We start from the raw sequence: 26,950 nt of genomic DNA on the forward strand, positions 1-26,950 counted from the left end.
AAGATATGACTAAGCACATTCTCGCAGCCGAGCACGATCCATTCTCAGCAAGCAGTCCCGAAGCCTTGCCGCTCGCCTTTGCGGCGGCTTTCAACACCGGCGATCCGGAACTGATCGAACGGCTTTATCACCCGCAAGGCCTCTTCATCAGTGCCCCTGGGCACTTGACCGTCGGGGCCAGCCGGAGCGCGGCAAATGCCGAGATGGTGGCGCTGGGTGTGCCGATCGACGTCAAGCTTCGCCAGGTTTACTCGGTGGATGACATTGCTCTGCTCATTGTGGACTGGCAGATCTCCGGACTCAACGCCTCCGGGGACTCTGTCGATGTGCGAGGTACCGCAACAGATGTGGCTAGTCGCGGGGAGGACGGCTTCTGGCGTTATCTGATCGACAATCCTTTTGGCACTGAGGGCTGATTGAGTCGATCGGCAAGAGCTTGAACGATGAGGCTCGCGAGCACGGCTTGGCCACTGGTGGAGAAGTGAATACGGTCCTGGCTCAGCAACTCAGCTCGATTGTTAAGCGGGTGGTCCCAGGCCTCGCCGAGCGCTGCGTTGAATTCAGTGGCCAGGTTCCTGGTCAGCTCATTGAGCCTGGTGATCCGACTGGTCCAATCCTCGATCTTCGGTATGACAAAGGCGCGTCCTAGCGTGAAAACCGATAACTGGGCGCCGGTTCTGGCCGCCCACTGCCACATGGCGCGCAGCTTACTCTCGATATCATCCCAGTCGAGTTGGCGCCGCATAATGTCGTTCGCTCCGCTGTTCAGATGCAGCAGATCGGGCCGGAACGAGTCGATCTGCTGCCGCTGAGTCTGGAGTGCCTGCGTCGTGGTGGCGCCGATTTGTGCGGTGTTCAGGTACCGCATTTCCGGATCGAGCTCCCAAAGCACTCGGGCGAGCCGGTCCGGCCAGCCGAGCTCTCGATAGCCAGGGGTCGCATCGCCGACACCCAGCGAGAGGCTGTCGCCGAATACCGCAAACCGCCGCCAATCAGATCCGCGAAGTAACTCAACGGCCGTGCTCAGCGGTAGCACCTCGGAATCGCTTGATTCCGCAAAGAAATCATCTGCAGGATTCATGACTTAACAATACGGTCGGACGGATTGTTAAATCAAGATATTAGAAGGAAAATTGCCGAAGTATTGACCGCTTGCAGCATCTGAGGAAATGCTGTCCAGCTGCTAAAAACCGTGGGCGGTGCTGGCGACGAAGCGTACAATCGACCGTATGGTTGATGGTCTCAAACAATCGAAGGAACCTTCCGTGGAGGGTGAGCCATCCCGAGTGGCTGACGTGACTGATCGGCGGATGCTTCGAGGCTCTCGTTCGCGTCAGCTAGTCCTGAGCGCTGCTGTCGACATCGCTTCCCTGGAGAGTCTAGAGCAACTCAGCTTTGGCCGATTGGCTACCGCCACCGGCTTGAGTAAAGCGGGTGTACAAGGTCTTTTTGTCAGCAAAGAATCCCTACAGCTGGCCGCCATTGACCATGCCCATCAACAGATCATCGACTTCGTCGTTCGGCCCGCCCTGACGAAGCCACGGGGTGTCGCCAGGCTGCGTGCCCTGATCGAGCGTTGGATCGACTACGCCGAGCGCCCGCTTTTCGCCGGTGGCTGCTTTCAAGTGGCCAATCTGGCCGAGTACGACAGTCGACCAGGGCCGCTACGGGATGCTCTGGTTCGTGCCCAGCAGGACTGGATTGACCTGCTCGCCGCAGAGCTAGCTGAAGCGGTCCGTCAAGAGCAGATCGCCGCAATCGACCCGGAACTCACGGCTTTCCAAATCGATGCGCTGCTTCGCTCGGCCAACACCTCGCTCCGCCTCGGTGATCATTCAATTATCGATAAGGTGCATCGAGTGATTGAGGCGTTTCTGCTGCGACCCTAAGCAACGCCAGCAAGGCGGACAACTAAGCTGAGCTGTCGAGTGAGGCGAGTAGTGTCATCGCAGCGGTCTCAAGTTCTGCGATGCTGTTCAGCAAGCCACTCGCCTGCTGCAAGGTGGCGGGGTCACCGTCCAATCCGGCTCGCTCAATGAGCCCGGCGACCTGGGTCCACAATTGAGCGGATTCGGCGAAGAGATCCCGACCGCGCTCAAGCGATGTGCTTGCCGCGCTGGACCCAGTTTCGCTTACTAGCGGAAGGCATTCGGTCAGGAAATCTCGGTAGATCCTGCGAAATAGTGCGCCGCCGGTGCCAGCTCGCTCCATCAGGGTGGCGATAATGGGCAGATCGCGGTGTGGATTTTCGACTCGGTCAAACCAGCCGGTGATCCGGCTCGCTGTAGTCCGAATGCCGCGATGACCCAGATTGGCGATGGGCGGTGCCAGGAAGCTTTGCGCGCATTCCGTGATCGCCGGAATAATGGCGGAAGCCAGATTGATTGACCCTGAGTCTGGAAGCGTGAGCGTGAACGAGCGATGCCGGGCCGACATCGCTCCGCCTGCGGCTCGTGCCAGCCGCAAGCTGGACAGACTTGTTGAGACGCAACCACCCTGCTGCTCAGTGTCGACGATAAAAGCAGTTTCCTCGTCATAGTCGTAGAGCGCGACCATATGGCCGGCGAAATGCACCCGAGAGGTGAAGTAGTCAAGGTAATAGCTGTCGAGTTGCAGACCAACCGGAATGCCCTGATCGACTGAACTTCGCACTTGCTCCCAGGCTTTCTGAGCGGAACTTGTCTCTTGGCTGTGCAAAGTCAGGCCAAGCCTGGCAGCCAGGCTCTGTGTCAGCTGGAAGGGTTTCACCCTGCCGCCAAGGAACGGGAAGTCTTGTTTTTTCGAGTCCCAGTAGATGAAAGACAGGCCGCTGCCCAAGCCGAAGAGCATCGGCTCTGAGAGGTCGATTCCGGAATGGGAGAGCAGCACGCCGAGGGCAGTGGTCTCACAGTGCTGACCGGCCAGGCTCTGAAGTGAATGGTTGAGCTTGCTCATCATGACACCTGTACTCGTGACACGAGCCACGACCTTTCCGCCTCTAAGAGACTGAGGGAGTAGGAGAAAACTTCGCGGGCCGGCATCGGCAGCGGTGCTTGCAGCTCTTCGGCAGCCTTGACAGTGGCGATTCGGACTTCGATCTGGCCAAGGCGCTGAACCAGCGCGAGCCGGAGATTGTCGGCGCTGAGCAGCGACATATTGGAAAGCCCGACGAGTAGCGGATGCGGAATCGGCTGAGCCTCGGCAATAAACGCTAATGCGGCGCTGGCGGCGGCATTTTTGCCCTTCTCGGTGGCTTGAAAGACTCTGCGGGACTTGGCGCCAGTCGAACCTTCGGCGGTCTGCACGAGATCACTGGTCTGCAGTTTGCCGAGCAGATAGTAAATCGAGGAGAAACCAATATCGGTCCATTGCCTAATGCCGCGCTGCTCGATTAGCTGCTCCAGCTCATAGCCGTGCCGGGCTTGTTCCACTACCAGGCCCAGAATCGTGAGCTCTGCCGGGGTGAGATCCATTTGGTTATTCTAGCACTAGAATAACCAAATGGATCTCGAAGATGACTAGACCTCCGCAATTGTCCTGATTTGGGTGTTCGCTGAGTGAGCGAAAGGAATAACTGCTATGGGTTCGCTGCTGTGAACTGCATGACTTCGAACAAGGCAGTGATGCATGATCGGTTCGGTGATGTCGGGGCTCTGGAGCTTCGTGAACTGCCGGAAAAACCGCTCGCGGACAGCCAGTTACGCATTACTGTCTCGGTCGCGGGCCTCAACCCCGTTGACTGGCAGATTGTTGAGTCGGCGGAACTTGCCGAGATGTTCGGTATCAGCACACCCGCTGGCTTCGGCAATGACTTTTCCGGAGTGGTGACCGAGATTGGTCCGCAGGTGACGCGCTGGCGGGTTGGCGATCGGGTGTTCGGCGGCGCCCGTGGTGCCGCCGTGGCCAGCTCAATCGTGCTGGAAGAAAATCACCGAAGCCTGCGTCGTACCCCGGATTCAATCAGCGATCTCAGTGCGGCAGTTCTCGATATTGCCGGTCGTACCGCCTCTGCGGTCGCGGATGCACTCGCTGTGCAGCCAGGCGAAACCGTACTGGTCGGCGCTGCGGCGGGTGGTGTCGGATCGATTCTGACCCAACTCCTGGTCCGGGCTGGGGTCAGGGTGATCGGCACCGGGTCGGCATCTTCTTTCGACTATCTTCGATCGCTAGGAGCCGAACCCGTCGATTACTCAACCGACTTGAAGAGGCAGTTGATTGAGTTGACGAACGGCTCGATCGATGCCGCTGCGGACCTCTACGGCACCCAAGTAGCGCTGGTCGCATTGGAACTAGGCGCCCCAGCTGGGCGCATTGTCACAATTGAATCCGAAAACCCGCCGACGGGTGTGCAAGCAATTGGCGGTGCCGATGCCCGGCCGGGCGCCATTGAGGAACTCACCGATCTGATAGCCAGCGGTGAACTAGGGGTGCCGATCGCAGCTGTGTATTCGCTCGAGCAGTTCGCCGAAGCTGTGGCATTCCAGCGCTCTCGTCATGCCCACGGCAAGGTCGCGATTGAGATGAAACAGCTCTGAGCCGACAAGAAAGCTGCCGGATCTCTGAGTAAGGACTGGTTGCCGTCCGACGGCTATCTGCCAAGTTAGCCTCCGTGAGAAGATTCCAGTATGGAGACTTGGGGTGCTGCGTTGTTCGGAGATCCATGCCGGGAATGTGGCTTTGACTGGTCGGTGGCTTCTGAGCAGGCGATTGGCTGGGTCAGCAAGATGCCAGCAGAATTCGCTGCGGTCGGTGCAGGTAGTTCGGGCCGTGAGGCAGGTTCTGGCTGGTCGGTCGCCGAATACATCAGTCATGTGGCTGATAATCTGCGGCAATGGTCTGAACGAGTGCAGGCAGCCAGGCTGGACGGACAGCTTGAGGTTGCAGGTTACGACCCAGACGAGCTGGCTGTTGCGCGCGGCTATCCTACAATTCCGCTTGCCGCCGCGCTCTGGTCGTTGGAGCTTAGCGCCCAGGCCTGGGTTGCTGTGCTTGGTGCAGCTCATCAGGAGGGTATCGAGCTCAGACATGCTGCTCGTGGCCTTCAACGGGCGAGTGATATTGCCCGGAACAATGCGCATGATGCTTATCATCATCTCTGGGACGTTCGACGCATCCTCGGAATCGGCTGAACCGCAGGGTTTAGTCTGGCGCATTTCCACTTTTCGGTCCGGGGCCGACTAGCCCGCTGAGCAAGGCGGCCAGAGCCAGCGCCGTGGTGGTCCAGAGCAGCGCGGAGAGCCCGCTGTTTTCTACCAGCAGGCCACCAACAAAGGCGCCTATTGCAATGGAGGCATTAAAGGCCCCGGCATAGAGCCCGGTGATGTGCTCCACCCGATCCGGAGCTGCCGCCGTCATCCAGAGCTGAGCAGCTACCGAAAGTCCGCCGTAAGCAACTCCCCAGAGTCCAATAGTCAGACTGGCGGCAAGGGCGCTGCCGCCAAAGAGCGCTAGCAAGACCAGCGAAGCCGTGATCCCGACCGCTAAGAGCAAGACCGTGAGCCGAGGCCGTCGGGCTGCTGCCGCCCCGGCAGCGAAATTACCGAGCAGCCCGAAGGCGCCATAGATCAAGAGCAGCAGTGCGATCTGATCGGCGGCCAGGCCGGCGCGTTGCTCGAGCATGGGACGCACATAGGTGTAGCTGGCAAAGTGCGCAACCACTAGTAGCACCACCAAGATAAGGCCGCCGATCACAGCGGGACGGAGCAACGGTAGGGAAGGGGCAGCCGAACCAGCGATTTTGATCGGCTGGGGGCGGTGCAGCGGCGGCAGGAAAAATAGCAGGGCAGCAGCAATGAGCACGCCAAAGGCGCTGAGCGAACCGAAGGCTGCACGCGAGCCAAAGGAATTGCCGATTAAGGTGCCTAGCGGTACTCCGAGAACTGAAGCGGAAGCCACGCCGCTGACCGTGAAGGACACCGCGAGGGCAGCATGACGAGGTGCCACCAATCGGCCGGCGATGGCCGCCGCTAATCCCCAGACCGTGCCCATGCCGATGCCCAGCACAACGCGTGACATCGCCAATAGTGCGAAACCATTGGCGATGCAGCTGAGAGCGTTGCCCAGCACCAGGACGAGCATTGCTAGGGCTAGGACCTTTCGGCGATCAAGGTCGCCCAATAACCGCGGTACCAGCGGTGCGGCCACCGCGGAAACCAGTCCGGTGATGGTCAGGCTGGCTCCCGCGTTACCCGCCGGGATGCCAAGGCCCGTCGCCATCGGGGTGAGCACGCCGACCGGAAGCATCTCGGAGGTCACCGCGAGGAAGGTGGCTAGGGTGAGCAGGCCGACGGCGGCCCATTGACTAGCCGAAGTTCGATCTTGGCGAACTGCGACAGCTATGCGTGACGGTGAACTCATATCTCTCAGTTCACCGTCGATCGGTGTTGCGAACAACATCGATTTTCTACTTGATCGATAAGCCAAAGTGATTGATCGATACACTTATTGGGTGAGCGTTGAATTTCCAACCATGCATCAGGCGAATATCCAGCAGATCGAGTGCCTGATCACTTTAGCTGAGGAACTGCACTTCGGCCGCACTGCGGGACGGCTGGGTTACTCGCAGTCGCGGGTGAGCCAGCTGATTGCCGAACTAGAGGCGCGGGTGGGTGCCAGATTAGTTGAACGCACCAGCAGAAGGGTTGGACTAACCCGGATCGGCGAGCAATTCGTCCGAGATGTCCGTCCGGCTTATCGGTCGCTCATGAGGACCTTTAGCAGGGCGCGAGAGCGCGCTCTGCGTGGCGCGGTCGAGGAACTGCGGATTGGCTTCACTGGCATGGTTTATGAAGAAATAGCCGCCACCTTTCGGCTATTGCAAGAGCGGTACGGCATCGCTGTGCACAGCCAAGATCTACCGCTCGGCTCGCCCTTTGCCGCAGTTCTGGAAGGCGAGGTCGATGCCGCGCTCGCCGAACTGCCGGTGCATGAGCCGGAGCTGACAATTGGTTTCTGCTTCCCGCCACAGGACCAATTCATTGCCGTCAGCATCGATCATCCGCTGGCCGAGCAGCTGAGTGTTGGCGTAGAAGAACTCGCTGGGGTTGACCTCTTACACCGGACCGGCGATGCCCCCGACTATTGGAAGACCTCGCGCACTCCACCGGTCACTCCCGGCGGTTCGCCGATCCAGTCCAGCACCGGAATCAGTTCGATCCAGCAGGGTATCGCCTTGGTCAGCTCGGGTCGGCAAGCCCTGCTGGTTTGCCGACCACTGGTCGAACATCACGGGCGAAGCGATGTCCGCTTTGTGCCGGTGCGCGGCTTAGAACGCTCAAGCCAGCTAGCTTTAATTTGGCGTACCGATCAGAGCAGCCCTCAGCTGCAGGCTCTCGCTCAACTGCTCGGCGAAGGGTCTGCTGCTCTCAATCTGGTGTCTTGAGCGAGAAAACATGCCGATCGTCTGCTGACTTAAAAAGTTGTGGAGGGCATCGGCACGAACCGACACCCTCCACAACTCAGTTGCTGAGCTTAGGAGCCGGAGACTCCGCTGGTGCTCTTGATCCAGGAGCCTGCAGCGATCACCGAAGCGTACATCACGGTGCCGGTAATGGTGCCGGGAGCGCCCTGCAGCGGGCCGGAGCAAACTCCGACAACCTTGCCGTTGACGATCAACGGTCCACCGGAATCGCCCCATAGAGCCTGGCCGTCAACGCCCTTTTCAACAATTGCCGGGCCAGGCCAGTTGCTGCTATTGGTGCCGACGATGGAGACCGAAGCCTTCTTCAAGTAATCCGGGTAGGTCGGGGTGGTGTTGATGGCACCCCAACCGAAGATCTTGGCTGCGGCACCGGTGGCCGGGTTGCTCGCCGATAGCGAGGCATAGGTGTTCTGGTAAGGGCTGACCAATTCCAGCAGCGCCACGTCGCCGCCGCTCCAACCAACCGCCTTCTTGACCTCGACGGTGGTGCCGCCGCCGATTTCGGAGGCACCGAGCTGCACACTCATTGAGCTGGCAGAAGTGTTCTCAATGCAGTGCTTTGCGGTGATTACCCAGGTCGCGGCGATCTGTGAACCGGAGCAGTTGGCGCTACCGTTGACCAGCTGCAAGGCAGCGAACGGTGCGTCGGCAATGCTCGCCTTATTGCCGCCGACAATCTCGGGGCTAGGCTGAACGGCCGAAATGGCTCGACCTTGCGGGGCAGGGGCGGCAGCGGAAACAGCTGCGCCGGACAGGGCGATGGCCGCGGCTGCGGTCGTCGCTGCGGCAATTCTTACCAATTTCATGAGGTACCTTCCGTCGTTTTGTGACAATCGGGGTATTCAACCGGGGCTTCTTTGCCCGGGTTAGTCAACAACGATAGGAGGGAAGCCTGACAGCTGTCCGAGAAAAGTCTCTTAATCTGCTCCAACTTTGAATCAGAGTGATCAGAGCTAAGCCTTGCCGCGAACTTGCTAACTGTTTGACGGTGATTTAGGAAGCGCTTGGCTGGTAGTTGAGCAGCACCGAGCCGGTGTCCAAGGTCTGGCTCGAAATGAGTTCAAGTTTCGTTGTGGTGTTGATTTGATCGAAGATTGACCGGCCCGCGCCAGCGATCTGTGGAGTCAGCAGAAATCTGTAGGTGTCGACCAGTCGAGCCTCGATCAGTGAGGAAACGATGCTGATGCCGCCCACGGCAACGATCTCACCATCGAACTCCGCCTTAATCTGCGGCACCGCCTCGGCGACCGGACGACTCTCGACCTTGGCATTCCAGCCGACTTCGGACAGGCTAGAAGAGAACACCACTTTGGGCAGCGCATTCATGGTGCGGGCGAACCGTCGATGTTCCTCGGGGTTCTTCGGATTCTCGGCGGCTTCCTGCCAGAACTGCGCATTGAACTCGAAGGCCTTACTCCCGTAAAGCAGCATTTGACCTTCCCGGGCATTGCTGCCGGACCAATATTTTTCCATATCCGCCGACCAGGCTGGTGCGATCATCGCGCCCTCGGGGGTCTCGGTCATCCCGTCAAGGGTCATGAACATTGCGGTGGTGAGGGTGCCCATGGTGATTCTCTTTCGTCGTAGCAGCGTACTTCTCGGAGCCTACTCGCAAGCCTGTCGCGGTACCAGAGCCGTGATCAACAGGACCGATTTCCGCGACTAGGACGCTAGCTGTCCGCAATTGTGCCTAGGCTGGGATCATGATTAGTTCACGATTCCCCAATGTTGTGTTGGACTGTCCGGATCCCGCCGCACTCGGGCGTTTTTACGCCGAAATAGTGGACGGCAGGCTGAATCTCTCTGATGACTGGGCTGAACTCGAATCCAGTCTGGGGCAGAGCATCTGCTTCCAGCAGGTCGCCGACTACAACCCGCCGCAGTGGCCGAACCAAGAAGTGCCTCAGCAATTTCATCTTGATTTTTTCGTCGCCGATCTCGATGTGGCGGAGGCCGCCGTGCTCCAGTTGGGTGCTACCAAGCATCAGAATCAGCCCGGTACCAGCTTCCGGGTCTATCTCGACCCGGCGGGCCACCCTTTCTGTTTGTGTGTCGAGTAGCTGTTTTTGGCTAGTCCCACCAGAGTTCGTAGATTTCGTCCGCTGTGTCCAAGAGCTTGGTGACTCTGAGTTCGTCACAGGCGGCTAAAAGTTCCGCGCGGAGAGCGAGTTGTTTTTCCGAGATTCGACCCGAGTTTCGGATCAGCAAGCTCAGGGTTGCTTCGTCGGTGTCAGAGAGCCTGAACAACTCAGCGCCCCAGAGTCGCTGCCATCGTGCCAGCAGCGCCGAGAGGGCAGCTCGGGAGCCGAGATTGTCAGCGCCCTCCCATTCAAACAGCGCGGGTAAGGTCGCCGGCGAAATGATCTGAACCGCGATCAGAGTGCCGGACAGGTTAGCCGACTCGCTGACATTCGGCCCTTTGGACCGAATTTGAGTTGCCAGCGTCGAGTTTTCCAACGACGAAACTCCGAACTCCGCAAGAGCCTGAGCTTCGGTAATCCCAGAGGCGCCTTGGAACGAGTTGCAAACACCAGCGGAAAGTTCCTGCCATTGCCCAATGAGATCCTGAACTGGCACCGAAGGGTCTGAGCCCAACAGAATGAATCGCCAATCCTTTAAGGAATCGTGCAAGGCCAGAAAAGCTAGCACATTGGTGGTCGGCTCGGTCCAGATGGCAATAGCGTGCCCGCGTAACTGAGCTTTAGCAGCGGGGAGCGGAAGCTCCGCCGCCTGAAGAGCGTGGTGGAGGGCGAGACTACTGCTCATCCGGGAAATTCTGCGGAACGACCGGGGACGATGCCCATGATTTCTTGGGTTTCTTTAAGGGTTCTGCTGATAGTGGGCGGAACATCATTGACTTTGGAGTCTACGAGGACTGCTCGTGGCCCGTAGAAGTCCTCGTTGAAGACATCGATGCCGAGGGCTTGGCAATACCGTTCCAGCATCTCGGAAGTAAAGCGTTCGCGAACCCTGGGGCGTTCGTAAGCTTCGGGTTCTTCGAAGGGCTGAGGTTCACCCTGGTTGAAGAAGAGCCACTTACTGCCGCCGGAATGGGCGACCATCACGTGTTTCAGCTTCTCAAGTTCTCCATTCGCGCCCGGCGCCCAGTAGTCGAAACGACATCCACCGTAGCGTCCGGCGCTAACGCCCTTGAGTTTGGGACTGTTCAAGGTGTGCGGCTTGGCGGAAACCATCACGGCGGCGGAGCTAGAATACTTCGCCAGCATCTCCACTGCGCTGAATGGATTGGTGCCGAGGGCGCTGTTGCTCACCCAAGCGATCCAATCACCTTTGGTAGCAATGAGTAGTTCTCGGGAACGCGGCCCCGACTCCAAGGGTCCTAATGAACTTTCCCAAGAACTCAGCGCGCCATCGACCTCAGAGAGTTCGACCTGACGTTCCAAACGGATGCGCCAAGATACCAAAGTATCGACGACGACCTCCAATGGAGCTTTGAGAAAACCGATCGCATCGGTGATCGGAGCATAAACCTCATTGCCGAGCGTCTTCATAACATCATCACCGGACTAGCCTATGCCTTCCCAGACAAACACCCAGCTGTTCGGATCGTTATCGTGTAGCCTTTGTTGATGCTTCGGTCCCCGTGGAGAACCGGGCGCTTCAAACTCTTCGTAGTATTGCTTGCCGTTGAAGGTGTACTGCAAGTCAGGACGATTAATACCGGTACGAACCCCGTGGCTTAGCTGCTGCTGATCGACTCGAATGTCTTCAATACCTAGGGATTTGAGGTAAGCAATACGATCCTGGACGAACTGATTCTGTATTGGATTGCGACTTACTGGACGGTCTGTGCTCAACAGATCTGGTGCCTTTGGATTGACCTTAGTGTCTTGGGGTAATTTCTTCGTGATATTCGCTGGATCTGCGGCCTGGGCAATGCTGTCAGGATGCGCATTGACTGAGGGTAACGGGCAGCTGGCTGCCACTCGCATTGCCGAGGCCGCTGAGAAACCGGTCTTACACGGGATGGGCTTCAGGTTACCCGCGGGGACAGCTTCTTCGGCGTGTTTGGTAATGAATCTGATTGCGTCATTGAACTTGTCAATGCGTTCCATGACCTTCGGAATCTTGGCAATCAAACCGGCAATGGCACCCACTGCTTTACCTAATTTGCCCCACGGAATGAACCCGACAGCGGCCCAGAGACAGGCAGAGATGTCACCTTTGAGGCAATTGAGGATGTCGTTGATACCAAGCACGTCGAGCAGCGCGGAGCCAACTTCTTGGAGGATGATCTGGGTGATGTCGCCACCATTTACCGTGGCTTTGGCATCTTTGAGTTTTTGTAGCTCCTCAGGCCCGCCGGTAGCGAGCGCGGTGGCTTCCTCGTCAGAGGTCATACCTGGCTTGCCGAGCCCACTTTTCAACGCGGCGCGACGAGCCTCCTCCTCTTCCTGCTGTTTTTTGGCAGCAATTGCGGAGGTAGCGGTCGCAGCCGCTGCAGCTTCCTTTGCATCCTTACCAGCCTGAGTAGCAGAGGCCGCCGCCTGTGAGGCGGCCACCGAAGCTGCGGCTGCGGCTCCCTGAGCTCGAGCAGCTGAGTTATTCGCATTTGATGCCTCGATCGCCGCAGATTGAGCATCGGCGCGAGCCTGATTTGCGGCCGTGCGTGCGGTCTGTGCCGATTGTGCAGCTTGGTCCGCTGACTGCTGCGCTTGAGCGGCATAGCCAACAGCAAGGTCGGCTGATTTCTTAGCGTCGGCCGCGTAGGCCTTCGCCTGGTCGGCAGCTTTTTGAGCATCCGCAGCAGCCTTGTTGGCAATCGCCGCCACTTGGGCGGCAAGTGCTGCATTCTTGCGCGCCATTGCAGCGTCGGCCTTTGCCTTTGCCACGAGTACTTCTATTGAAGCGTTGTAGGAGGCGGTTTCTTGGTCTCGTTTGGTCGCTTCAGGACGTCCAACAGTCAAGAACTTGTGGATATAGGAGTCTGGACCGCTAAGGGCTACTTCAGCGGCAACTTTCAGTTCGGGCGTCGCTGTTGCGGTGATGTCAAAGATCGTGGCCCGCTCATCTGCGAGCGTCGCAACAGCCAGTTCTTGCTCAAAGAAGACCCGAAGAGCAGCAGTGGTCTGAGCCCGAATCGCTGTCTCAGCGGCCTTCTTTACCGCGTAACCGCCCTTTTCCGTGTATTGATAAGCCAAGGCGGTATCGTCGGCCTGCGTGATTTTCCACCGGCCCTCCGTGAGGAAGTCGTGTATTGCAGCGGCCCCCTGGTAGAGAACTGCCTCTGCTGGAGCTCGGAGCTTCTCCGGACCGTTCTCTGCCAGCTCGAGGGCTTGATCCCACTCATCCTGTTCTAAGGCATTGTTGTAGCCATCAACGATGAATGCCTTGAGTGTCTCTGGATCACCAATAATCGCCTGTTGCGCTCCGGCTTGCTGCCAAGGGCCGCCAATCTCCAGTACACCGAAGACGGCTGCCTTCACCTCAGGCAGCCGAACATTGAGATCTGCGCCCGGAGCGGTCAGCTGAGAGATCAAGGTCTTAGTTGTGGCCGCCGCAGCTGTTGCCTGCGCTTGAGCGTCATCCTTACTCTTCTTCTGCGCGTCGGCAAGTTGTTTATCTTCACGGGCATTGGCCAACAGGTATTCACGTTCGGCGGCCAGTCTTTCCTGATCTGCCTTACGGGCCTGGGTTTGCACCAGAGCGGCTTTATCCGCAGCGGCAGTGGCAGCATCGGCGGCTGTTTTAGCTGCAGCCGCGTACTGCTTTGACTTGGTTGCCGCGGTAGCGGCATCGACGGCATGCCCCGCTGCATCGTCGGCAGCGTTGGCAGCGGCATTCGCGTGGGTAACAGCTGCCCGGGCCGCGATTCCAGCAATATCAGCCTGCTGGGCAGCTTGGTTTGCCAACGAATCAACAGTTGCCGATGCCTGAGTAGCTCGGTTGGCAGCGGCATTCGCTCGAGCTGCCGCCGCATTCGCCTCAGCTGCTTCCGACGCCGAGACACCGGATTGCTGTGCGGCTTCTGCGGCCGCTGCCGCGGCTGCAGCAGAGTCTTGGCCTGCGCCAGCTGCCGCGCTGGATGCTGCCTTGGAGGCATTCGTAGCAATAATCGCCTGGTTAGCGGCGTCGCTTGCCTTCTGTGCTCCAGCTGCGGCAGTTCGTGCATTAGTGGCTGCGGTCCTCGCCGCTTGCGCTTTGGCAGCATTGGTGGCCGCGTCGGCGGCGGCGTTCTGAGCGTTCGCCGCCGCTTCTTCGGTGCGCGCCGCTGCGGCTGCCGCGTTGGCCGCTGCTGCCGCAGCCTGGGAAAGTGCTTGACGCGCTTCTTGAGCTGCGCTGACGGCTAGTTGAGCGGCTTTCGCTGCCTGGTTGGCCAGCGATGCGGCTCGAGATGCTGCTGCCCCGGCGATTTTCGCCGAACCGGCTGCTGCCTTTGCTTCTGCCGCTGCCTGCTGAGCAGATTTTTTAGCTAGCTGAGCAGCTTTTACCGCCTGGTCAGAGGCGAGTTGAGCTTTCTTGGTGGAAGCAATGGCGTAGCTAGAGGCACTTTTCGCTTGATTTGCCAGTTGGGTAACTGTTGCAGTCTCGGCATCGCGAGCGGCTGCCACGAACTGGCCGTAGCGCAGGAAGTCGTCAATGGCTTCGGGGTTGCTCGACTTTAACGCCTCTGCTGCCGCAGCCGAGACGTTGGGAGTGGCTTCGGTGAGGCCGTAGACTGCCGCGATCTTGTCGTTCTTTTCGATGTTGGCCTTGCCAGTAGCAATGAAATTCTGAACCGCAATATCTCCGGAGGCCAGGGCGGTTTCGGCTGCTTTCTTCACCATCGGACTGCCGTCCTGGGTGGCATCGAAAGTGGCAGCACGGTCATCCAACAGCCAGGCGGCCTGCCAGCCTGTGGTCACGAATTTCTGCAGCGCCTGCCAAGTACCATCATTAATGGCTGCTTCTGCCGCGGTTCGGGTGGCGTATCGACCCACCAGCGATAGTTGCAAGGCGGTTGTTCGATAATCCTGCTGCAAGGCAACATATTGGCCTGTGCTAATGAAGTCTTGGAGCCCAGCATCATCGGCTAGTAGCGCCGCTTTGGCCGCCAACTTGGTGGTCGGGCCACCTTTTTTCCACAGTTCAAGGACCCCTGCCTTGTCGGTCGCAGGTTGCACCGCTGTGATTCCCGTTGTGACCGCATTCGGTAGCGCCTGGGCAGGTGGCGCAGTAATACCGGAAAGGCCCGGAATGAGTCCGGCGACGAGAGCGAAGGCAAGTAATATTCCTAAGCCTATTCGGCCCGTAGCGGGAGCAAAACGCTGGATGAGACGGAGGCAGTGAGGCACTGTGATGGTCCGATCTAGTGGGCAGAATTTTCCGCCGTCGGGGGACTGAGGTAGATGTTGCGGCTGGCAACGTAAGTAAGTCTCACACGTCAAAATGACCCTTCACAGCAAAACCATTGGAAGTTTTTCTGGAAGTCATTGGAAGTTTTCTAGTTGGCCCAATATTCGTCGAAAACCTTCATTGGCGGCTGCTAGGCTCGTGGCACGCAACCGCCAATCATCACTGGTTGCACCTCTTCCACCACCAACGACAGCGATGCTGCCTGCCATTCGAGGGGAATGTGCATGACTATAGACACACCGAAGCGATCTAGATCTAGAACGTTGAAAATTGCCTGTTGGGGTTTCTCTGCAGTCGCCGTACTTACTGGTGCGGGCCTGATGGCTCCTCAAGCCATTGCAGCTGATTCCGATGAGCCTGGCTACACCGTGGAGCCAATCGGTACGCCGCTCGAACCGACCTACACCGTAGAGAATTACATCCACCCCAATGCTGATCTGATTGCGGCCGAGTCCAACATCCTCTTGAAAGAGGGCGATGGCAATATTTCGCTAACTACTTGCGATCAGAACCAGAGAAACCAGATCCGAGTTAGTTCTTATATCAGTGGGGAGGGGATTTGCTTCAAGACCGCCGGCACTCAGGGCTGGCTCAAGATGGAAATCCCCGGCTCTACCGGAGTAATTGCGGGCGACAAAGCGATCAAGGTCTACACCGTGAAGGGCGACGGTCCAAGGGTCGAGACAAATGTTGCGGCGAACGGACTAAAGACTTTCAACGGCAGCCAAGGCGACGTCACACTCTTTGAGATCCGCCTCAGCTAAACCGTCCCCGACTCAACTTGTAGAAAGAATTCAGATGTTTAAATCATTCAAAGGTCATCGAGGCCGGGTAGCGGGAATCATTGCCGTCGCGGCAGTAACTGTTGCTGGCCTTGGTGCCATCCCGGCGTCTGCGCTGTCCAGCGATGTCGTGCCGCCCGACACCGAAAATCTCAACGTAGCCAAGGTCGTCACCGGCTACGGAAGCTGTACCGGTGTGCTGATCGATTCCTCCTGGGTCGCTACGGTGAGTAGCTGCTTCGTCAAGAACCCGGCCGACTACGCCAGCGACCCGGCGCTCGTCGTCGGTAAGCCAGCGCTGCCAGCAAAAGCTCTCTTTGGATCCGAAGCAACCTGGCGGGAGAACGCCGGTAATCCGATTTCATGGGTGGTGCCTTATAAAGGCGCTGATGGCCGGGATCTTATTCTGGCTAAACTGACCACGCCCGCTTTCAACTTCACTCCGATGAAACTGGGCAGCACTGCTCCGGTGGCGGGGGATAAGTTGGATTTCATCGGTTGGGGCAGGACCAAAGACCAGTGGGTGCCTAAAGAAGTGCACAAGGCATCCTTCAACGTTGACGCCGTCAACGCCAAAGAAGTGACTGTCACCGGCTTCAATCCGAGTGATGCCAGCTTGTGCCTGGGCGATTCTGGTGCGCCGGGAATCCGGGTCACACCCGAGGGTCAAGAATTGGTCGCGCTCAACTCGCGCTCCTGGCAGAAGACCTGCATCGGCTCCACCCAGACCAAGGATGGAGCTTTTGCCACCCGGGTCGACGATGCTGCAGCTCGCGACTGGATTCAGCAGACCATCTCCGGTGGACAGAAGCTTCCCGGGGTGTCGGATGGCTCAATCATCCAACTGAAGAACAACGGTATTACCAATACTTGCCTCGGACTTCCGATTTTCTCCCAGACTGCTGAAACTGTGCAGCAGTCCGTCACCTGCGCTGTCAGCACCCGTGAGCTTTGGGAGGTTTCAATAACAGGTGCAGGTAACTACAATTTCAAGCAGGAGTACGCCAAACAGTGTCTTTCCGTTGCTGGAAGCAGTTCATTGGAATTCTCTGCGATCACCCAGGCGGTCTGTGATCCGCAAAATAAGTTCCAGGACTGGAAGGCGGTTCCCGCTGGTGGCGGCCAGTTCGTCCTTCAGAACGTTGGTTCGGGGCTCTATATTGATGCAAACGGGATAACTCAAGGCGTCGAGGAAAAATTGGCACAGCGTGTGCTGTCCAACCGGGCCAAGCAGCAGTGGACAGCGGTTGTGGTAAACCAAGCCAACTACCACTTGGTCGAGCCCAATAATTTCATCTCTATCCAGGCGACTCTCGAAGGCTCCAAGGGTGCGTCGGTACGCAACTCAAACGGGTTGGGGTATCTCGCTGTAGTTACTGCAAGCTCGCCACTTGCGCTCCGCCAAGAAGCGAGCTGGAAGATTGTTCCAGGTCTCGCGGATTCAAAGTGTTACAGCTTTGAGGCGGTCAACCTGCCGGGCCAGTATCTATACGCGAATGCTTCCACTGCCAAGGTCGGTGTCACCGCTAATCCGAAAGCAGATCTGGCTACTTGGTGTGCGCGATTGGGTAAGAATGGGGCGGACTCGCACCAGCTTCAGTGGTACGCGAATGCGACTCGGATGCTTCGCCATAACTCTGGGGTACTTTATGCAGGGCAAAACGGTGGCTCAATCAGCGGCGCTGATTCCTCCGACAAATACAACGAGATGACCTCGTGGACTATCGGCGGCAAATGGGCAACCCCCACGCCGTAAAGCGTTAGCTGCGGGCTAATACGGAAATGCTCGTGGGACAGACAGAAATGCCTGTCCTACGAGCATTTCTGGCTGAGGCAAGCACTCAGTCGCTTGAATTTCCTTGTACTCTTCGCAACCCTCGGCGCTCGCTTCGATAGGCCACCAGATTGAGCGCCAGGATGCCGCCAAAAATTGCCCATTGCGGGGCCTTATTGCTGGCGGGTTTATCGTCGATGGCGTCGAGCATCTTTGAACCCGGGTAGAGCACTGCCGAAGCTTGAGTTAGCCAGTACAACGAGGCGAAGGTTGTTGCTGCGTCTAAACGATTTCGGGTGAATTCGCCGCGTTTCCACAGCGCTACTAGGGCGCTGGCACCGAGTGCGGCACCCATACTCATGGTCTGGCCGTTGTGGAACTTCGCGTGTGGAGTCCACTTCGGGTTGAAGACGTGGCTGTGGTTGAAATCGGCTAAATAGGGCGAAACCATGGTGAAGACCGAAGTAGCGGTCATCAGCACTTTGCCGAAGCCTGGGCCGTGCACGGCCTTGGTGCGCGATGATGCCGGAGTGAGTTTCATAGCAGCTCCTTAGAGTTTAAGTGAACCAGCAATAGCCATAACTACTTCAGAATCAAGAAAATTCCGTTGAGAAACCCCAACCCTCCTGCGCAATGGCAAAGTGGCTCTTTGGCCATTTGAGCCAAAAAGGCCAAAAGACTGGAATGTTCTTATGGTTTGCACAACCAGCAACCTTACGATTGGCCAGTTGAAGGACTCGCTCTCCACTGCGATTAATTCGGCTAGCTACGGGCAGGAGCGTGTCGGCATTACCAAGCCCGGCAAGCTCGATTCCGGTATCCGTCGCGGTCACTCCAGCGGCCCAGTGGAGTTGGGATGCTGGTCTGCTGGATATTCGTTGTCGGTTGAGCGTGCCATCATGGTGGTGTGAGCCCAGAACAGGATTTGAAGTCTCTAGCTATCGATGCACTGCGTTACCAACCCACTGAAAACGAGATTGAGGATAGCCGGTACCCGCCGTCGTATCCGACTCCGTCCGGAATCGTGCCCTTTGAGCAACAGACCAGGGCAGTGCTGCAGGAGAGAGTAGAACAACCGGACGATAATCCGATGATATTTTCGCCGGGTTCTGGCGGACTCGGCGCACGGTTTGCGAGCATGGCCCATCTGGTTCTGAACCGTAACGGGCCGTTTGGCCTTGATGATGCTGTCTGTGTGCTGATTGGCGGTGGCGTCTTCAGCGTCGAGGAGGCCCACGAAATTGTCGAGGCATCCCGTCCGCACAGTGCTTTGTACGCGAGGAATCTTCAAGCCTCGATCGTTAGCCGGCGCATTGCTGAGGACGACCTTGAGGCTGCAGCCAGCGAGCTCGGTCATCCTGATATTGCCGGTTTTGAGTGGTCCGGGTGGCGCTGCATCGGTCGGTACCATGCCGACCGTGGGGATACCAAGGCGTTCTTCGCTATCTGGAAAAACTTCAAAGCGGGTCAGCAAAAACATTCCATGCCGTGGCTCAAGCAGTACCTAGTGAGCGGTGTCGCTGCTCACCAGGGCTGGGAAGCAGCGGTCAAAGTTACCGCTGATAAGCGCATCGGTGAAGCTTTTCTCTGTTATGCCTTCACGCCGTTGATTGAGGCTGGCGACGTCGATCAACTGCTCGAACTCTTCCGTGATGATCCCCTCGCCAATCAAGTACCAGAACTGATCCAGCTTCGTGTTCTCACGGAGGCCATCAGGAAAGCTGTCGGCATCCCGCCAGTCGCGGATCATTCCCGCTTTCTCGAGATCTTTGAAAGAATCAAAGCCATCGACCCAAGCATCTCTAAAACTGTCATGCGCGAACGCGATAACCTTCTCTACACACTCGGCCTATCCGCCGTTAGCCCTGACGCAGTCGCCCAGATTCGCAAGACCATCCGCACGCCATGGCTTCGCGCCGACCTGATGAAGCCAAAGGGGTAGACCTGCTCCACAGCCGTCCAGCAGAACCCCTTGGTGAGTACTAACTAACGCCGGTTAGCTAAACAACCTCAGGCGTTCGGTGAGTACCGTCTGAGCCTCCACGACGATGCGCCGGACTAACTCTCCGGCGTCGGGGATGTCGCGGATCAGTCCTTGCACTAAGCCGACAGACCAGATTCCAGCCTCGAGGTCGCCGTTTTCGAAGACCTTTCGTCCCCGGGCACCCGCCACCAAGGGCTGCACATCGGGGAACTGTCCACCAGCGGACAGGATCTCCACGACTTGATCGCTAATTGAATTTTTTGCCACCCGGGCGGTATTCCGCAAGCTGCGGAAGATCAAATTAGTATCGAGTTCGCTCGCCGCCACTATTCGTTCCTTGACGGTCTGCGAGATTGGCGATTCGGTGGTGCACATAAATCGAGTACCCATATTTACGCCGTCCGCACCGAGCGTTAACGCCGCAGCTAAGCCACGCCCGTCCGCAAAACCGCCGGAGGCGATAAACGGAATGCTCAAGGCGTCCGCAGCGGCGGGAATCAGCACCAAGCCCGGCACATCGTCCTCACCCGGGTGCCCGGCGCATTCGAAGCCGTCAATCGATACCGCAGTGACGCCGAGTTTCTCGGCGCGGAGCGCGTGCCGGACGCTGGTGCACTTGTGGATCACCTTGATACCAGCAGCCGCAAAAGTCGGCATATGGGGCTCCGGGCTGGAGCCGGCGGTCTCCACGATTTTCACCCCGGAATCCACGATCACTTGGCGATACTCATCGTAGGGTGGTGGGCTGATCGAGGGCAGGATAGTGAGGTTGACGCCGAACGGCTTGTCGGTGAGAGTCCGGGCGCGAGCTATTTCTGCGGCCAGATCGGCGGGTGTCGGCTGGGTCAGAGCGGTGATCATGCCGAGGCCGCCGGCTTCCGAGACGGCCGCGGCCAGCTCGGCTCGGCCCACCCACATCATGCCGCCCTGCACCACTGGATACTCGATGCCGAGAGCCTCGGTGAAGCGATTACGCAGTCGAGGTTTAGTTAGTGGCTCCATGCTTCGCTCCTATTCGTAGATTTCGCCTGATTGGGCTCGGGCCACTAGTGACGCCGGAGGTTCGAACCGTTCGCCGTAACTGACTGCCAGCTCCCGTGCCCGGTCAACGAAGCCGGTCAAACCACCCTGGTACTGATTGACATATTGCAGCACGCCGCCGGTCCAGACCGGGAAGCCGATGCCGTAGATCGAGCCGATATTGGCGTCTTGAACGCTGGTGAGTACGCCGTTGTCCAGGCAGTCGATGGCGTCCAAAGCTTCCGCGAACAGCATCCGCTCTTGCAGGTCCTTGAGCGGCAGTTCCCGTTTTCCCGAACCATACTTGTCCCGAAGACCTGGCCAGAGCGCCGTTCGCCGACCATTTTCGTCGTAGTCGTAGAAGCCCTTGCCCTCGCGACGTCCGATCCGACCGGCGTCGTCCACCATCCAGTCGATCACCGCTTCGGAAGGGTGCTCGACCCAGCTCTTGCCTTCGGCTTCTTCAGCCTGACGGGTTTCTACTCGGATCTTTTGGGTCAGCGAAAGCGTGAGTTCATCGAGGAGCTGTAGGGCACCGGCGGGGTAGCCGGCCTGCAAGGCGGCCTGCTCAATGCTCGCCGGCTCCACTCCTTCACCCACCGCAGCGACGGCCTCAGCGATGAACTTACCGATCACCCGGGAGGTGAAGAAACCGCGGGAGTCATTGACCACGATCGGGGTTTTACGAATTTGCAGCACATAGTCGAAAACTTTTGCCAGTACTTCGTCGCTAGTTTTCTCACCACGGACGATTTCCACCAGTGGCATCTTGTCGACGGGGGAGAAGAAGTGAATGCCGATGAAGTCGCTCTGTCGCTTGACCCCCTCGGCGAGGGTGCTGATGGGCAGCGTGGAGGTGTTTGAGCCGAGCACGGCATCGGGTTGCACCACGTCCTGAATTTCCTGGAAGACGCCCTGTTTCACCGGTACCGATTCGAACACCGCTTCAATCACGAAGTCGACTCCGGCGAAGGCCGAGGCCTCGGCGGCCGGAGTGATCCGGGCTAGCAGTGCCGCTGACTTTTCGGCAGTGGTTTTGCCACCCGCCAACGCCTTTTCCTCGAGCGCCTGAGCGTAGCCTTTGCCCTTCTCAGCGGCTTCAAGGCTGACGTCTTTGAGTACCACCTCAATGCCTGCTTTAGCCGAAACGTAGGCAATTGCGGCACCCATCATGCCAGCGCCCAACACGCCGAGTTTTTGCACCGTGTGTTTCGGGAAACCCTGGGGGCGGCTGCCGCCGGAATTAATGTGTTGCAGATCGAAGAACAGCGCCTTGATCATGTTTTTGGCGACTTGGTCAATGGTCAGGCTAACCAGGTAGCGAGTCTCCACTAATAGCGCCGTATCGATGTCGACGTAGGCGCCTTCCACCGCTGCGGCCAGCGCGGCCCGTGGTGCCGGTAGCGGTGCGCCCTTGAGCTGCTTGCGTAAGGTCGAAGAAAACGCGGGTAGCGCCGAGGCGAGTGCCGGACTGGTCGGTGCACCGCCGGGGATCTTGAAGCCTTTCAAGTCCCAGGGTTGGGCGGCATCGGGGTGGGCCGAAATCCAGGCCCGCGCTGCGGGTTCTAGTGCCTCGACGTCGTCCACTATCTCGTCCACCAGGCCGAGCTCCAAGGCTTGGCTGGGGCTGAATCGGGTGGCCGGCAGAATCACTTCGGTGAGCGCTTTCTGTAAGCCGAGCATCCGCACCGTGCGGGTGATTCCGCCGCCGCCCGGTAGCAAGCCGAGGCTGACCTCGGGCAGCCCGATCTGGCTGCCGCGCACGTCAGCGGCAATTCGGTGATGCGCGGAGAGCGCGACCTCGTAGCCGCCGCCCAGGGCGGTGCCGTTGAGCGCTGCGACCACTGGCCGACCAAGCGTCTCCAGGCGTCGGAAATCCTGTTTGACCTCATTGACGTATTGGGTCTGTTCGGTGACGTGCTCAGGGTCGGCGGCGCGCAGCCGATTCAGATCTCCGCCAGCGAAGAAGCTCTTCTTGGCCGAGGCCAGGATTACTCCGGTGACGGAATCGAGCTCTGCTTCTAAACGGTTCACCGCCTCGTGGAGACCCTGCTTATAGGCGTCATTCATGGTGTTCACCGCGCTGTCGGGATCATCAAAGGTAATCGTCACGATGCCGTCCTCGGCACGTGAATAACGGACTGCTGATTCAGTCATGCTTGCCTCCAAGAAGGTCAAAGTAGTGGGTGGGCGTCAGAGACGTTCGATGATGGTGGCGATGCCCATTCCGGCACCGACGCAGAGGGTAGCCAGGCCGCGCTTGAGATCGCGACGCTCCAACTCGTCAAGCAAGGTGCCGAGGATCATCCCGCCGGTAGCGCCAAGCGGATGGCCGAGTGCGATAGCACCGCCGTTGACATTGACTTTCTCATCCGGAATGTTGAGGTCTTTCTGCCATTTCATCACCACGGCGGCGAAGGCCTCGTTAAGTTCGAAGAGGTCGATGTCTGCCACTTCTAAACCGGCTCTCTTAAGAGCTTTTTGAGTGGCAGGAGTGGGGCCGGTGAGCATAATGGTCGGTTCTGAACCGGTTACCGCGGTCGAGACAATCCGGGCCCGTGGGGTCAGGCCGAACCGCTCACCGATCTCGGCGCTACCTATCACCAGCAGCGAGGCGCCATCGACGATGCCGGAAGAGTTGCCTGGGCCATGGACGTGATTGATTCGCTCAAGCTGATGGTATTTCTGCAGAGCAACCGCGTCGAAACCGGCCTGTTCGCCGAGTTTTGCGAAGGAGGCCGGCAGCTTGCCGAGGCTCTCCACGCTAGAGCCGGGGCGGCGATGCTCGTCGGTATCCAAGAGCGTGACGCCGTTGAAATCTTTAACCGGTACAATCGAGCGCTCAAACCGCCCTTCTTGCCAAGCCTGCTCGGCTCGGGCCTGGGAGCGCGCGGCAAAGGCGTCGACGTCTTCGCGGCTAAAGCCCTCCAGGGTGGCAATTAAGTCTGCACCGATGCCCTGTGGCACAAAATAGGCATCATAGGCGGTCGTCGGGTCCTGGGCGTAGGGGCCACCGTCCGAGCCAATCGGCACCCTGGACATCGATTCGACGCCACCCGCTAAGACCAAATCCTCGAAGCCGGAGGCGACTTTCTGGGCGGCTAGGTTGACCGCTTCCAAGCCCGAGGCGCAGAAGCGGTTGATCTGCACACCTGCCACCGTCTCCGGCAGTTCGGCGACCAAGGCTGCGGTGCGGGCAATGTCGCCGCCCTGCTCGCCAACCGGGGAGACCACGCCGAGAACAATATCGTCGATGGCTTGCGGGTCGAGCCCAGGATTGCGAGCTTCTAGTGCCTTGATCAGCCCAACTACCAGGTCAACCGGCTTGGTGCCGTGCAGCGCACCGCCTTTATTCTTACCTCGAGGGGTGCGAACGGCGTCGTAAATGTATGCCTCTGGCATGGTCTGCCTTCCTATTTTTCGCAACTGCTAGATATTTACAGGCCGAGATCCCGGCCGACAATTTCTTTCATGATCTCCGTGGTGCCGCCATAGATAGTGGTAATTCTGGCATCCAGATAGTCCTGCGCGATCCGGTATTCGAGCATGTAGCCGTAACCACCGTGCAGCTGTAAACAACGATTCACGGTATTGACGAGTTGCTCGGTGGTCCACCATTTGGCCGCGGCGGCATCGACGGCGCTGAGCTTTCCCGCGGTGTGCTGAGTAATGCATTCGTCGATATAGGCGCGGCTGGCCTGAACTGCGGTGTGCATCTCCACCAGTTCGAAGCGAGTGTTCTGGAAGGAGCCGATGGACTTACCAAAGGCCTGGCGTTCCTTCACATAGGTAATTGTTCGTTCCAAGATGCCCTCGCTGGCGGCCACCCCGGCAGCGGCGATCGATAGGCGTTCCTGTGGCAGATTCTTCATCAGACCGAGGAAGCCGGCACCTTCAGCGCCGAGCAAATTAGCTGCCGGAACCCGGACGTTATCGAAAATGAGTTCGCTGGTGTCTTGGGCGTGCAGGCCGATCTTTTCTAGGTTCTTACCGCGGAAAAACCCCTCGCTGCTCCCTTCGATCACCAACAGGCTGAGGCCCTTGTGCGGATCATCTGAGGTACGTACTGCGGTCACCACTAAATCCGCGTTCTGGCCGTTGGAGATGAAGATTTTTGAGCCATTGACGATGTAGTCATCGCCGTCGCGCACAGCTTTTGTCCGGATTCCGGCCAGGTCGCTGCCGGTGCCGGGTTCGGTCATTGCGACGGCGGTGATCAGCTCGCCACGAGCGATCCCGGGCAGCCATCTGGACTTCTGCTCGTCATTGGTGAGATCGAGGAAATATGGAATCACAATGTCGTTCGAGAGCGCTATCCCCGCCATCCCATCCGAGACCGGGTGCCTGGCCAGTTCCTCACCCATCACGGCGTTAAAGCGGAAGTCATCCGAACCGCCACCGCCGAACTCCTCCGGAATGCTGAAGCCCAGAATTCCGGCCTCGGCCGCTGCGGTGAATAGCCAGCGGTCCACCTTCCCCTCTTGCTGCCAACGCTCGACGTTGGGGCGCGCATACTCTTCAACGAAGGCGCGGACTATTTCGCGGAACTGCTCGTGTTCTTCCTGGTAGAGCTTCCGTGACAACACCATTTATCTCTCCCGATCTTCATTGACCTCTTGGGCTCGAACTGTTCGCTCACTTGCTGTAAGTTAATTAACATTCACATTAGTACCAATACCGTTCGTGGGACAACAGCTGGCCTGGATGAATCTAGATTGATGGCTTTTTAGTTCCGCTGTGCGGCGCCGAAGAGTCTGGGCGTCGGAGCGGTTGGCGGACTGCGGGTGTAGCTTTTTTGACATACCATTCAGTGAAGTCCTAGCGAGTTTGCTTGTCCATCACAATGAGAGAAGTGCGGCATGAAGATCGTTGTCTTAGCCAAAGAAGTCCCAGACACTTACGGCCAACGTACCCTCAATCTAGAAACCGGCTTGGCCGAGCGAGATTCCAGCGACAAAGTCATGGACGAGGTCAGCGAGCGAGCACTGGAAGTGGCAATTAGCTATGCCGCCGAACATCCCGGCACCGAGGTGGTGCTGCTCGGGGCGGGGCCGGAATCGGCGGCCGTGACGTTGCGCAAAGGCTTAGCCGCTGGTGCCGATAGCGCGGTACACGTGCTTGACGCTGGACTGCTGGGTGCAGATACCGTGCTGACCGCGCAGGTTTTGGCGGCAGCGGTAGCCCGTGGCCACTACGACCTGGTGATCGCGGGGAATAGCAGTACCGATGGCGGAGCGGGCGTGGTGCACGCGATGATCGCCGAAATCCTTGAGCTACCACAGCTGACTAATCTGAACTCGGTGGCGATCACCGACGCCGAGGTGAGCGGAGAGCGCGCCATCGACGGCGGCACGGTGCAGGCCTCGGCGAGCTTGCCAGCGGTGATCTCGGTGACCGAGCAATTGCCGGACCTCCGGTTCGCGAATTTCAAGGGAATTATGGCGGCCAAGAAGAAACCGCTGGAGACCTTGACCCTCGAAGAGCTAGCCGTTGAGCCGAACGATCCAGAGGCTGCCCGCTCCATTATGATCGCGGCCGGTGAGCGACCAGCCCGGAGCAGCGGCACCGTGATTATTGACGAGGGAGATGCTGGCGAGCAGCTTGCCGCCTTCCTGGTACAGAACCGATTGGCCTAAGGAGAATGACAATGACGACTTATCCTGACGACGCAATCTTGGTGCTGGTAGAGACCAATCATCTGGGTGAGGTGCACCCGAGCACCGCCGGATTGCTCGGTGCGGCAGCGCAAATAGGCACCCCGGTGGCGCTGCTGCTAGCAGGTCCAGGTTACGGCCAAGCCGCCGCGGAGAAGGCAGCCAGTTTGGGCGCAAGGCAGGTCTTGCAATACGAAGACGAAAGCTATTTCAAACAGATCACTGTTCCCGGTCTTGACGCGCTGAGCAGCGCGGCTGAGCTGGTTAAACCGCAGGCGATTTTGATATCTCATACCGTCGATGGTCGGGAAATTGCCGGTAGGTACGCGGTCCGGAGCCGTTCGGCGCTCGCCGTCGACGCGGTCGGAGTTTCCCGTGATGCTGAGGGTGTGGTGGCCCATCACTCGGTGTATGGCGGTTCGTACAATGTCGATAGCGCGGCGACTTTTGGCGCGCCGATTATTACCGTGCGAGCCGGAGCGGTAGAGGAGCGAGCTGAAGCCCAGCCGCTAGAGCTCGAGGTTCTTGAGGTGACGGGGTCGGGTAAGCCGGTGGCGATAATTTCGGCGGTGAATGATGCGCCCGCTACTTCGAGCCGCCCGGAACTGCGCGGTGCTGCTAAGGTCGTCGCCGGTGGCCGCGGTTTAGGTTCAGTAGAGCAGTTCGTCTTAGTCGATCAATTGGCCGATGCGCTGGGTGCCGCGGTCGGAGCTTCCCGGGCAGCGGTCGACGCCGGTTTTGTGCCGCAGAGCAGCCAGATCGGGCAGACCGGTGTTTCGGTCTCCCCTCAGCTTTATATTGCGTTGGGAATCTCCGGCGCGATTCAGCACCGGGCCGGAATGCAGACCGCCAAAACGATTGTGGCGATCAATAAGGATAAAGAGGCACCGATCTTTGAGATAGCCGATTTCGGTGTGGTGGGCGACGTGTTCACCGTGGTGCCGCAACTTATCTCGGCCCTCGAGCAGCGGAAAGGCTGAG

Annotated in this window: 26 protein-coding genes; 12 read left to right on the forward strand and 14 right to left on the reverse strand. The window is 58.6% G+C overall.

Features of this window, described 5'->3' with window-relative positions; genetic code table 11:
- Window positions 1-5: 5 nt before the first annotated feature.
- Window positions 6-416, forward strand: coding sequence for a YybH family protein (locus UM93_RS14720; protein ID WP_082057176.1), 411 nt, complete (start codon window positions 6-8; stop codon window positions 414-416).
- Here UM93_RS14720 and UM93_RS14725 read toward each other — a convergent pair.
- Window positions 380-1,081 (reverse strand): SGNH/GDSL hydrolase family protein, encoded by a 702-nt coding sequence (locus tag UM93_RS14725; protein WP_045076289.1) that lies wholly within the window; start codon window positions 1,079-1,081, stop codon window positions 380-382. The genes UM93_RS14720 and UM93_RS14725 overlap by 37 nt on opposite strands.
- A 184-nt stretch (window positions 1,082-1,265) precedes the next feature.
- On the opposite strand from UM93_RS14725, the gene UM93_RS14730 reads away from it, so the two are divergent.
- Window positions 1,266-1,889 carry a TetR/AcrR family transcriptional regulator gene (locus UM93_RS14730; RefSeq protein ID WP_234399326.1) on the forward strand — a complete coding sequence of 208 codons (624 nt, stop codon included), beginning with the start codon at window positions 1,266-1,268 and terminating at the stop codon, window positions 1,887-1,889.
- 22 nt (window positions 1,890-1,911) lie between these two features.
- On the opposite strand, the gene UM93_RS14735 is transcribed toward UM93_RS14730, so the two are convergent.
- Together UM93_RS14735 and UM93_RS14740 are read right to left on the reverse strand one after the other, a co-directional pair.
- Complete coding sequence (locus UM93_RS14735; protein ID WP_045076290.1) at window positions 1,912-2,934, reverse strand: BtrH N-terminal domain-containing protein; 1,023 nt, start codon at window positions 2,932-2,934, stop codon at window positions 1,912-1,914.
- Window positions 2,934-3,452 carry a PadR family transcriptional regulator gene (locus UM93_RS14740; protein WP_045076291.1) on the reverse strand — a complete coding sequence of 173 codons (519 nt, stop codon included), beginning with the start codon at window positions 3,450-3,452 and terminating at the stop codon, window positions 2,934-2,936. Before UM93_RS14740 ends, UM93_RS14735 begins: the two co-directional genes overlap by 1 nt.
- 129 nt (window positions 3,453-3,581) lie before the next feature.
- Here UM93_RS14740 and UM93_RS14745 point away from each other — a divergent pair, with 129 nt between their 5' ends.
- The gene (locus tag UM93_RS14745) at window positions 3,582-4,514 is read left to right on the forward strand and encodes an NADP-dependent oxidoreductase (RefSeq protein ID WP_045076292.1); all 933 of its coding nucleotides are present in this window, start codon (window positions 3,582-3,584) and stop codon (window positions 4,512-4,514) included.
- A gap of 90 nt (window positions 4,515-4,604) precedes the next feature.
- Window positions 4,605-5,108, forward strand: coding sequence for a hypothetical protein (locus tag UM93_RS14750; RefSeq protein WP_045076294.1), 504 nt, complete (start codon window positions 4,605-4,607; stop codon window positions 5,106-5,108).
- A gap of 10 nt (window positions 5,109-5,118) precedes the next feature.
- Here UM93_RS14750 and UM93_RS14755 read toward each other — a convergent pair whose 3' ends face one another.
- Entirely contained in the window at window positions 5,119-6,336 is a 1,218-nt protein-coding gene (locus UM93_RS14755; protein WP_045077540.1) for an MFS transporter, read from the reverse strand.
- 91 nt (window positions 6,337-6,427) lie between these two features.
- Between UM93_RS14755 and UM93_RS14760 the strand changes: the two genes are divergently transcribed.
- Complete coding sequence (locus UM93_RS14760; protein ID WP_199921765.1) at window positions 6,428-7,360, forward strand: LysR family transcriptional regulator; 933 nt, start codon at window positions 6,428-6,430, stop codon at window positions 7,358-7,360.
- Window positions 7,361-7,449: 89 nt separating this feature from the next.
- Here the strand turns inward: UM93_RS14760 and UM93_RS14765 are convergent, their stop codons facing one another.
- Window positions 7,450-8,205, reverse strand: coding sequence for a S1 family peptidase (locus tag UM93_RS14765; protein WP_045076298.1), 756 nt, complete (start codon window positions 8,203-8,205; stop codon window positions 7,450-7,452).
- Between the two features lie 187 nt (window positions 8,206-8,392).
- On the reverse strand, window positions 8,393-8,965 hold the full coding sequence (locus UM93_RS14770) for a dihydrofolate reductase family protein (protein ID WP_045076299.1): 573 nt from the start codon (window positions 8,963-8,965) through the stop codon (window positions 8,393-8,395).
- Window positions 8,966-9,102: 137 nt separating this feature from the next.
- On the opposite strand from UM93_RS14770, the gene UM93_RS14775 reads away from it, so the two are divergent.
- On the forward strand, window positions 9,103-9,459 hold the full coding sequence (locus UM93_RS14775; protein ID WP_045076300.1) for a VOC family protein: 357 nt from the start codon (window positions 9,103-9,105) through the stop codon (window positions 9,457-9,459).
- A 10-nt stretch (window positions 9,460-9,469) separates the two neighbouring features.
- Here UM93_RS14775 and UM93_RS14780 read toward each other — a convergent pair whose 3' ends face one another.
- The 3 genes from UM93_RS14780 to UM93_RS17305 are packed head-to-tail and all read right to left on the reverse strand — an operon-like array spanning window position 9,470 to window position 14,523.
- Window positions 9,470-10,165 (reverse strand): hypothetical protein, encoded by a 696-nt coding sequence (locus UM93_RS14780; RefSeq protein WP_045076302.1) that lies wholly within the window; start codon window positions 10,163-10,165, stop codon window positions 9,470-9,472.
- Entirely contained in the window at window positions 10,162-10,911 is a 750-nt protein-coding gene (locus UM93_RS14785) for a hypothetical protein (protein WP_045076303.1), read from the reverse strand. Before UM93_RS14785 ends, UM93_RS14780 begins: the two co-directional genes overlap by 4 nt.
- A 15-nt stretch (window positions 10,912-10,926) precedes the next feature.
- Window positions 10,927-14,523, reverse strand: coding sequence for an ALF repeat-containing protein (locus UM93_RS17305; RefSeq protein ID WP_052663827.1), 3,597 nt, complete (start codon window positions 14,521-14,523; stop codon window positions 10,927-10,929).
- Between the two features lie 552 nt (window positions 14,524-15,075).
- Here UM93_RS17305 and UM93_RS17310 point away from each other — a divergent pair.
- Complete coding sequence (locus tag UM93_RS17310) at window positions 15,076-15,519, forward strand: hypothetical protein (protein ID WP_052663828.1); 444 nt, start codon at window positions 15,076-15,078, stop codon at window positions 15,517-15,519.
- A gap of 34 nt (window positions 15,520-15,553) precedes the next feature.
- Window positions 15,554-17,293 (forward strand): AbfB domain-containing protein, encoded by a 1,740-nt coding sequence (locus UM93_RS17315; RefSeq protein WP_052663829.1) that lies wholly within the window; start codon window positions 15,554-15,556, stop codon window positions 17,291-17,293.
- An 85-nt stretch (window positions 17,294-17,378) separates the two neighbouring features.
- On the opposite strand, the gene UM93_RS14805 is transcribed toward UM93_RS17315, so the two are convergent.
- Window positions 17,379-17,852, reverse strand: a complete 474-nt coding sequence (locus UM93_RS14805) for a DUF6640 family protein (protein ID WP_199921766.1) — start codon at window positions 17,850-17,852, stop codon at window positions 17,379-17,381.
- A 151-nt stretch (window positions 17,853-18,003) separates the two neighbouring features.
- Between UM93_RS14805 and UM93_RS14810 the strand changes: the two genes are divergently transcribed.
- Complete coding sequence (locus tag UM93_RS14810; protein WP_045076304.1) at window positions 18,004-18,222, forward strand: hypothetical protein; 219 nt, start codon at window positions 18,004-18,006, stop codon at window positions 18,220-18,222.
- Entirely contained in the window at window positions 18,219-19,253 is a 1,035-nt protein-coding gene (locus UM93_RS14815; protein WP_045076305.1) for a hypothetical protein, read from the forward strand. The genes UM93_RS14810 and UM93_RS14815 overlap by 4 nt, the downstream gene beginning before the upstream one ends.
- Before the next feature lie 54 nt (window positions 19,254-19,307).
- Here UM93_RS14815 and UM93_RS14820 read toward each other — a convergent pair whose 3' ends face one another.
- Genes UM93_RS14820 through UM93_RS14835 form a run of 4 tightly spaced genes read right to left on the reverse strand, consistent with a single transcriptional unit; the run spans window position 19,308 to window position 24,904 of the window.
- Window positions 19,308-20,297, reverse strand: coding sequence for an NAD(P)H-dependent flavin oxidoreductase (locus UM93_RS14820; protein WP_045076306.1), 990 nt, complete (start codon window positions 20,295-20,297; stop codon window positions 19,308-19,310).
- Window positions 20,298-20,306: 9 nt separating this feature from the next.
- Window positions 20,307-22,472, reverse strand: coding sequence for a 3-hydroxyacyl-CoA dehydrogenase NAD-binding domain-containing protein (locus tag UM93_RS14825; protein WP_045076307.1), 2,166 nt, complete (start codon window positions 22,470-22,472; stop codon window positions 20,307-20,309).
- A gap of 36 nt (window positions 22,473-22,508) precedes the next feature.
- A complete protein-coding gene (locus UM93_RS14830) occupies window positions 22,509-23,717 on the reverse strand; it encodes an acetyl-CoA C-acetyltransferase (RefSeq protein WP_045076308.1) in 1,209 nt (402 codons plus the stop codon).
- A 35-nt stretch (window positions 23,718-23,752) separates the two neighbouring features.
- Entirely contained in the window at window positions 23,753-24,904 is a 1,152-nt protein-coding gene (locus tag UM93_RS14835) for an acyl-CoA dehydrogenase family protein (protein ID WP_045076309.1), read from the reverse strand.
- A gap of 270 nt (window positions 24,905-25,174) precedes the next feature.
- On the opposite strand from UM93_RS14835, the gene UM93_RS14840 reads away from it, so the two are divergent.
- Entirely contained in the window at window positions 25,175-25,951 is a 777-nt protein-coding gene (locus UM93_RS14840; RefSeq protein WP_045076310.1) for an electron transfer flavoprotein subunit beta/FixA family protein, read from the forward strand.
- Window positions 25,952-25,962: 11 nt separating this feature from the next.
- Complete coding sequence (locus UM93_RS14845) at window positions 25,963-26,949, forward strand: electron transfer flavoprotein subunit alpha/FixB family protein (RefSeq protein ID WP_045076311.1); 987 nt, start codon at window positions 25,963-25,965, stop codon at window positions 26,947-26,949.
- The last annotated feature ends 1 nt before the right edge of the window (window position 26,950 follow it).

This window comes from Psychromicrobium lacuslunae (assembly GCF_000950575.1).
In the GTDB taxonomy this organism is placed as follows: Bacteria; Actinomycetota; Actinomycetes; order Actinomycetales; family Micrococcaceae; genus Renibacterium; species Renibacterium lacuslunae.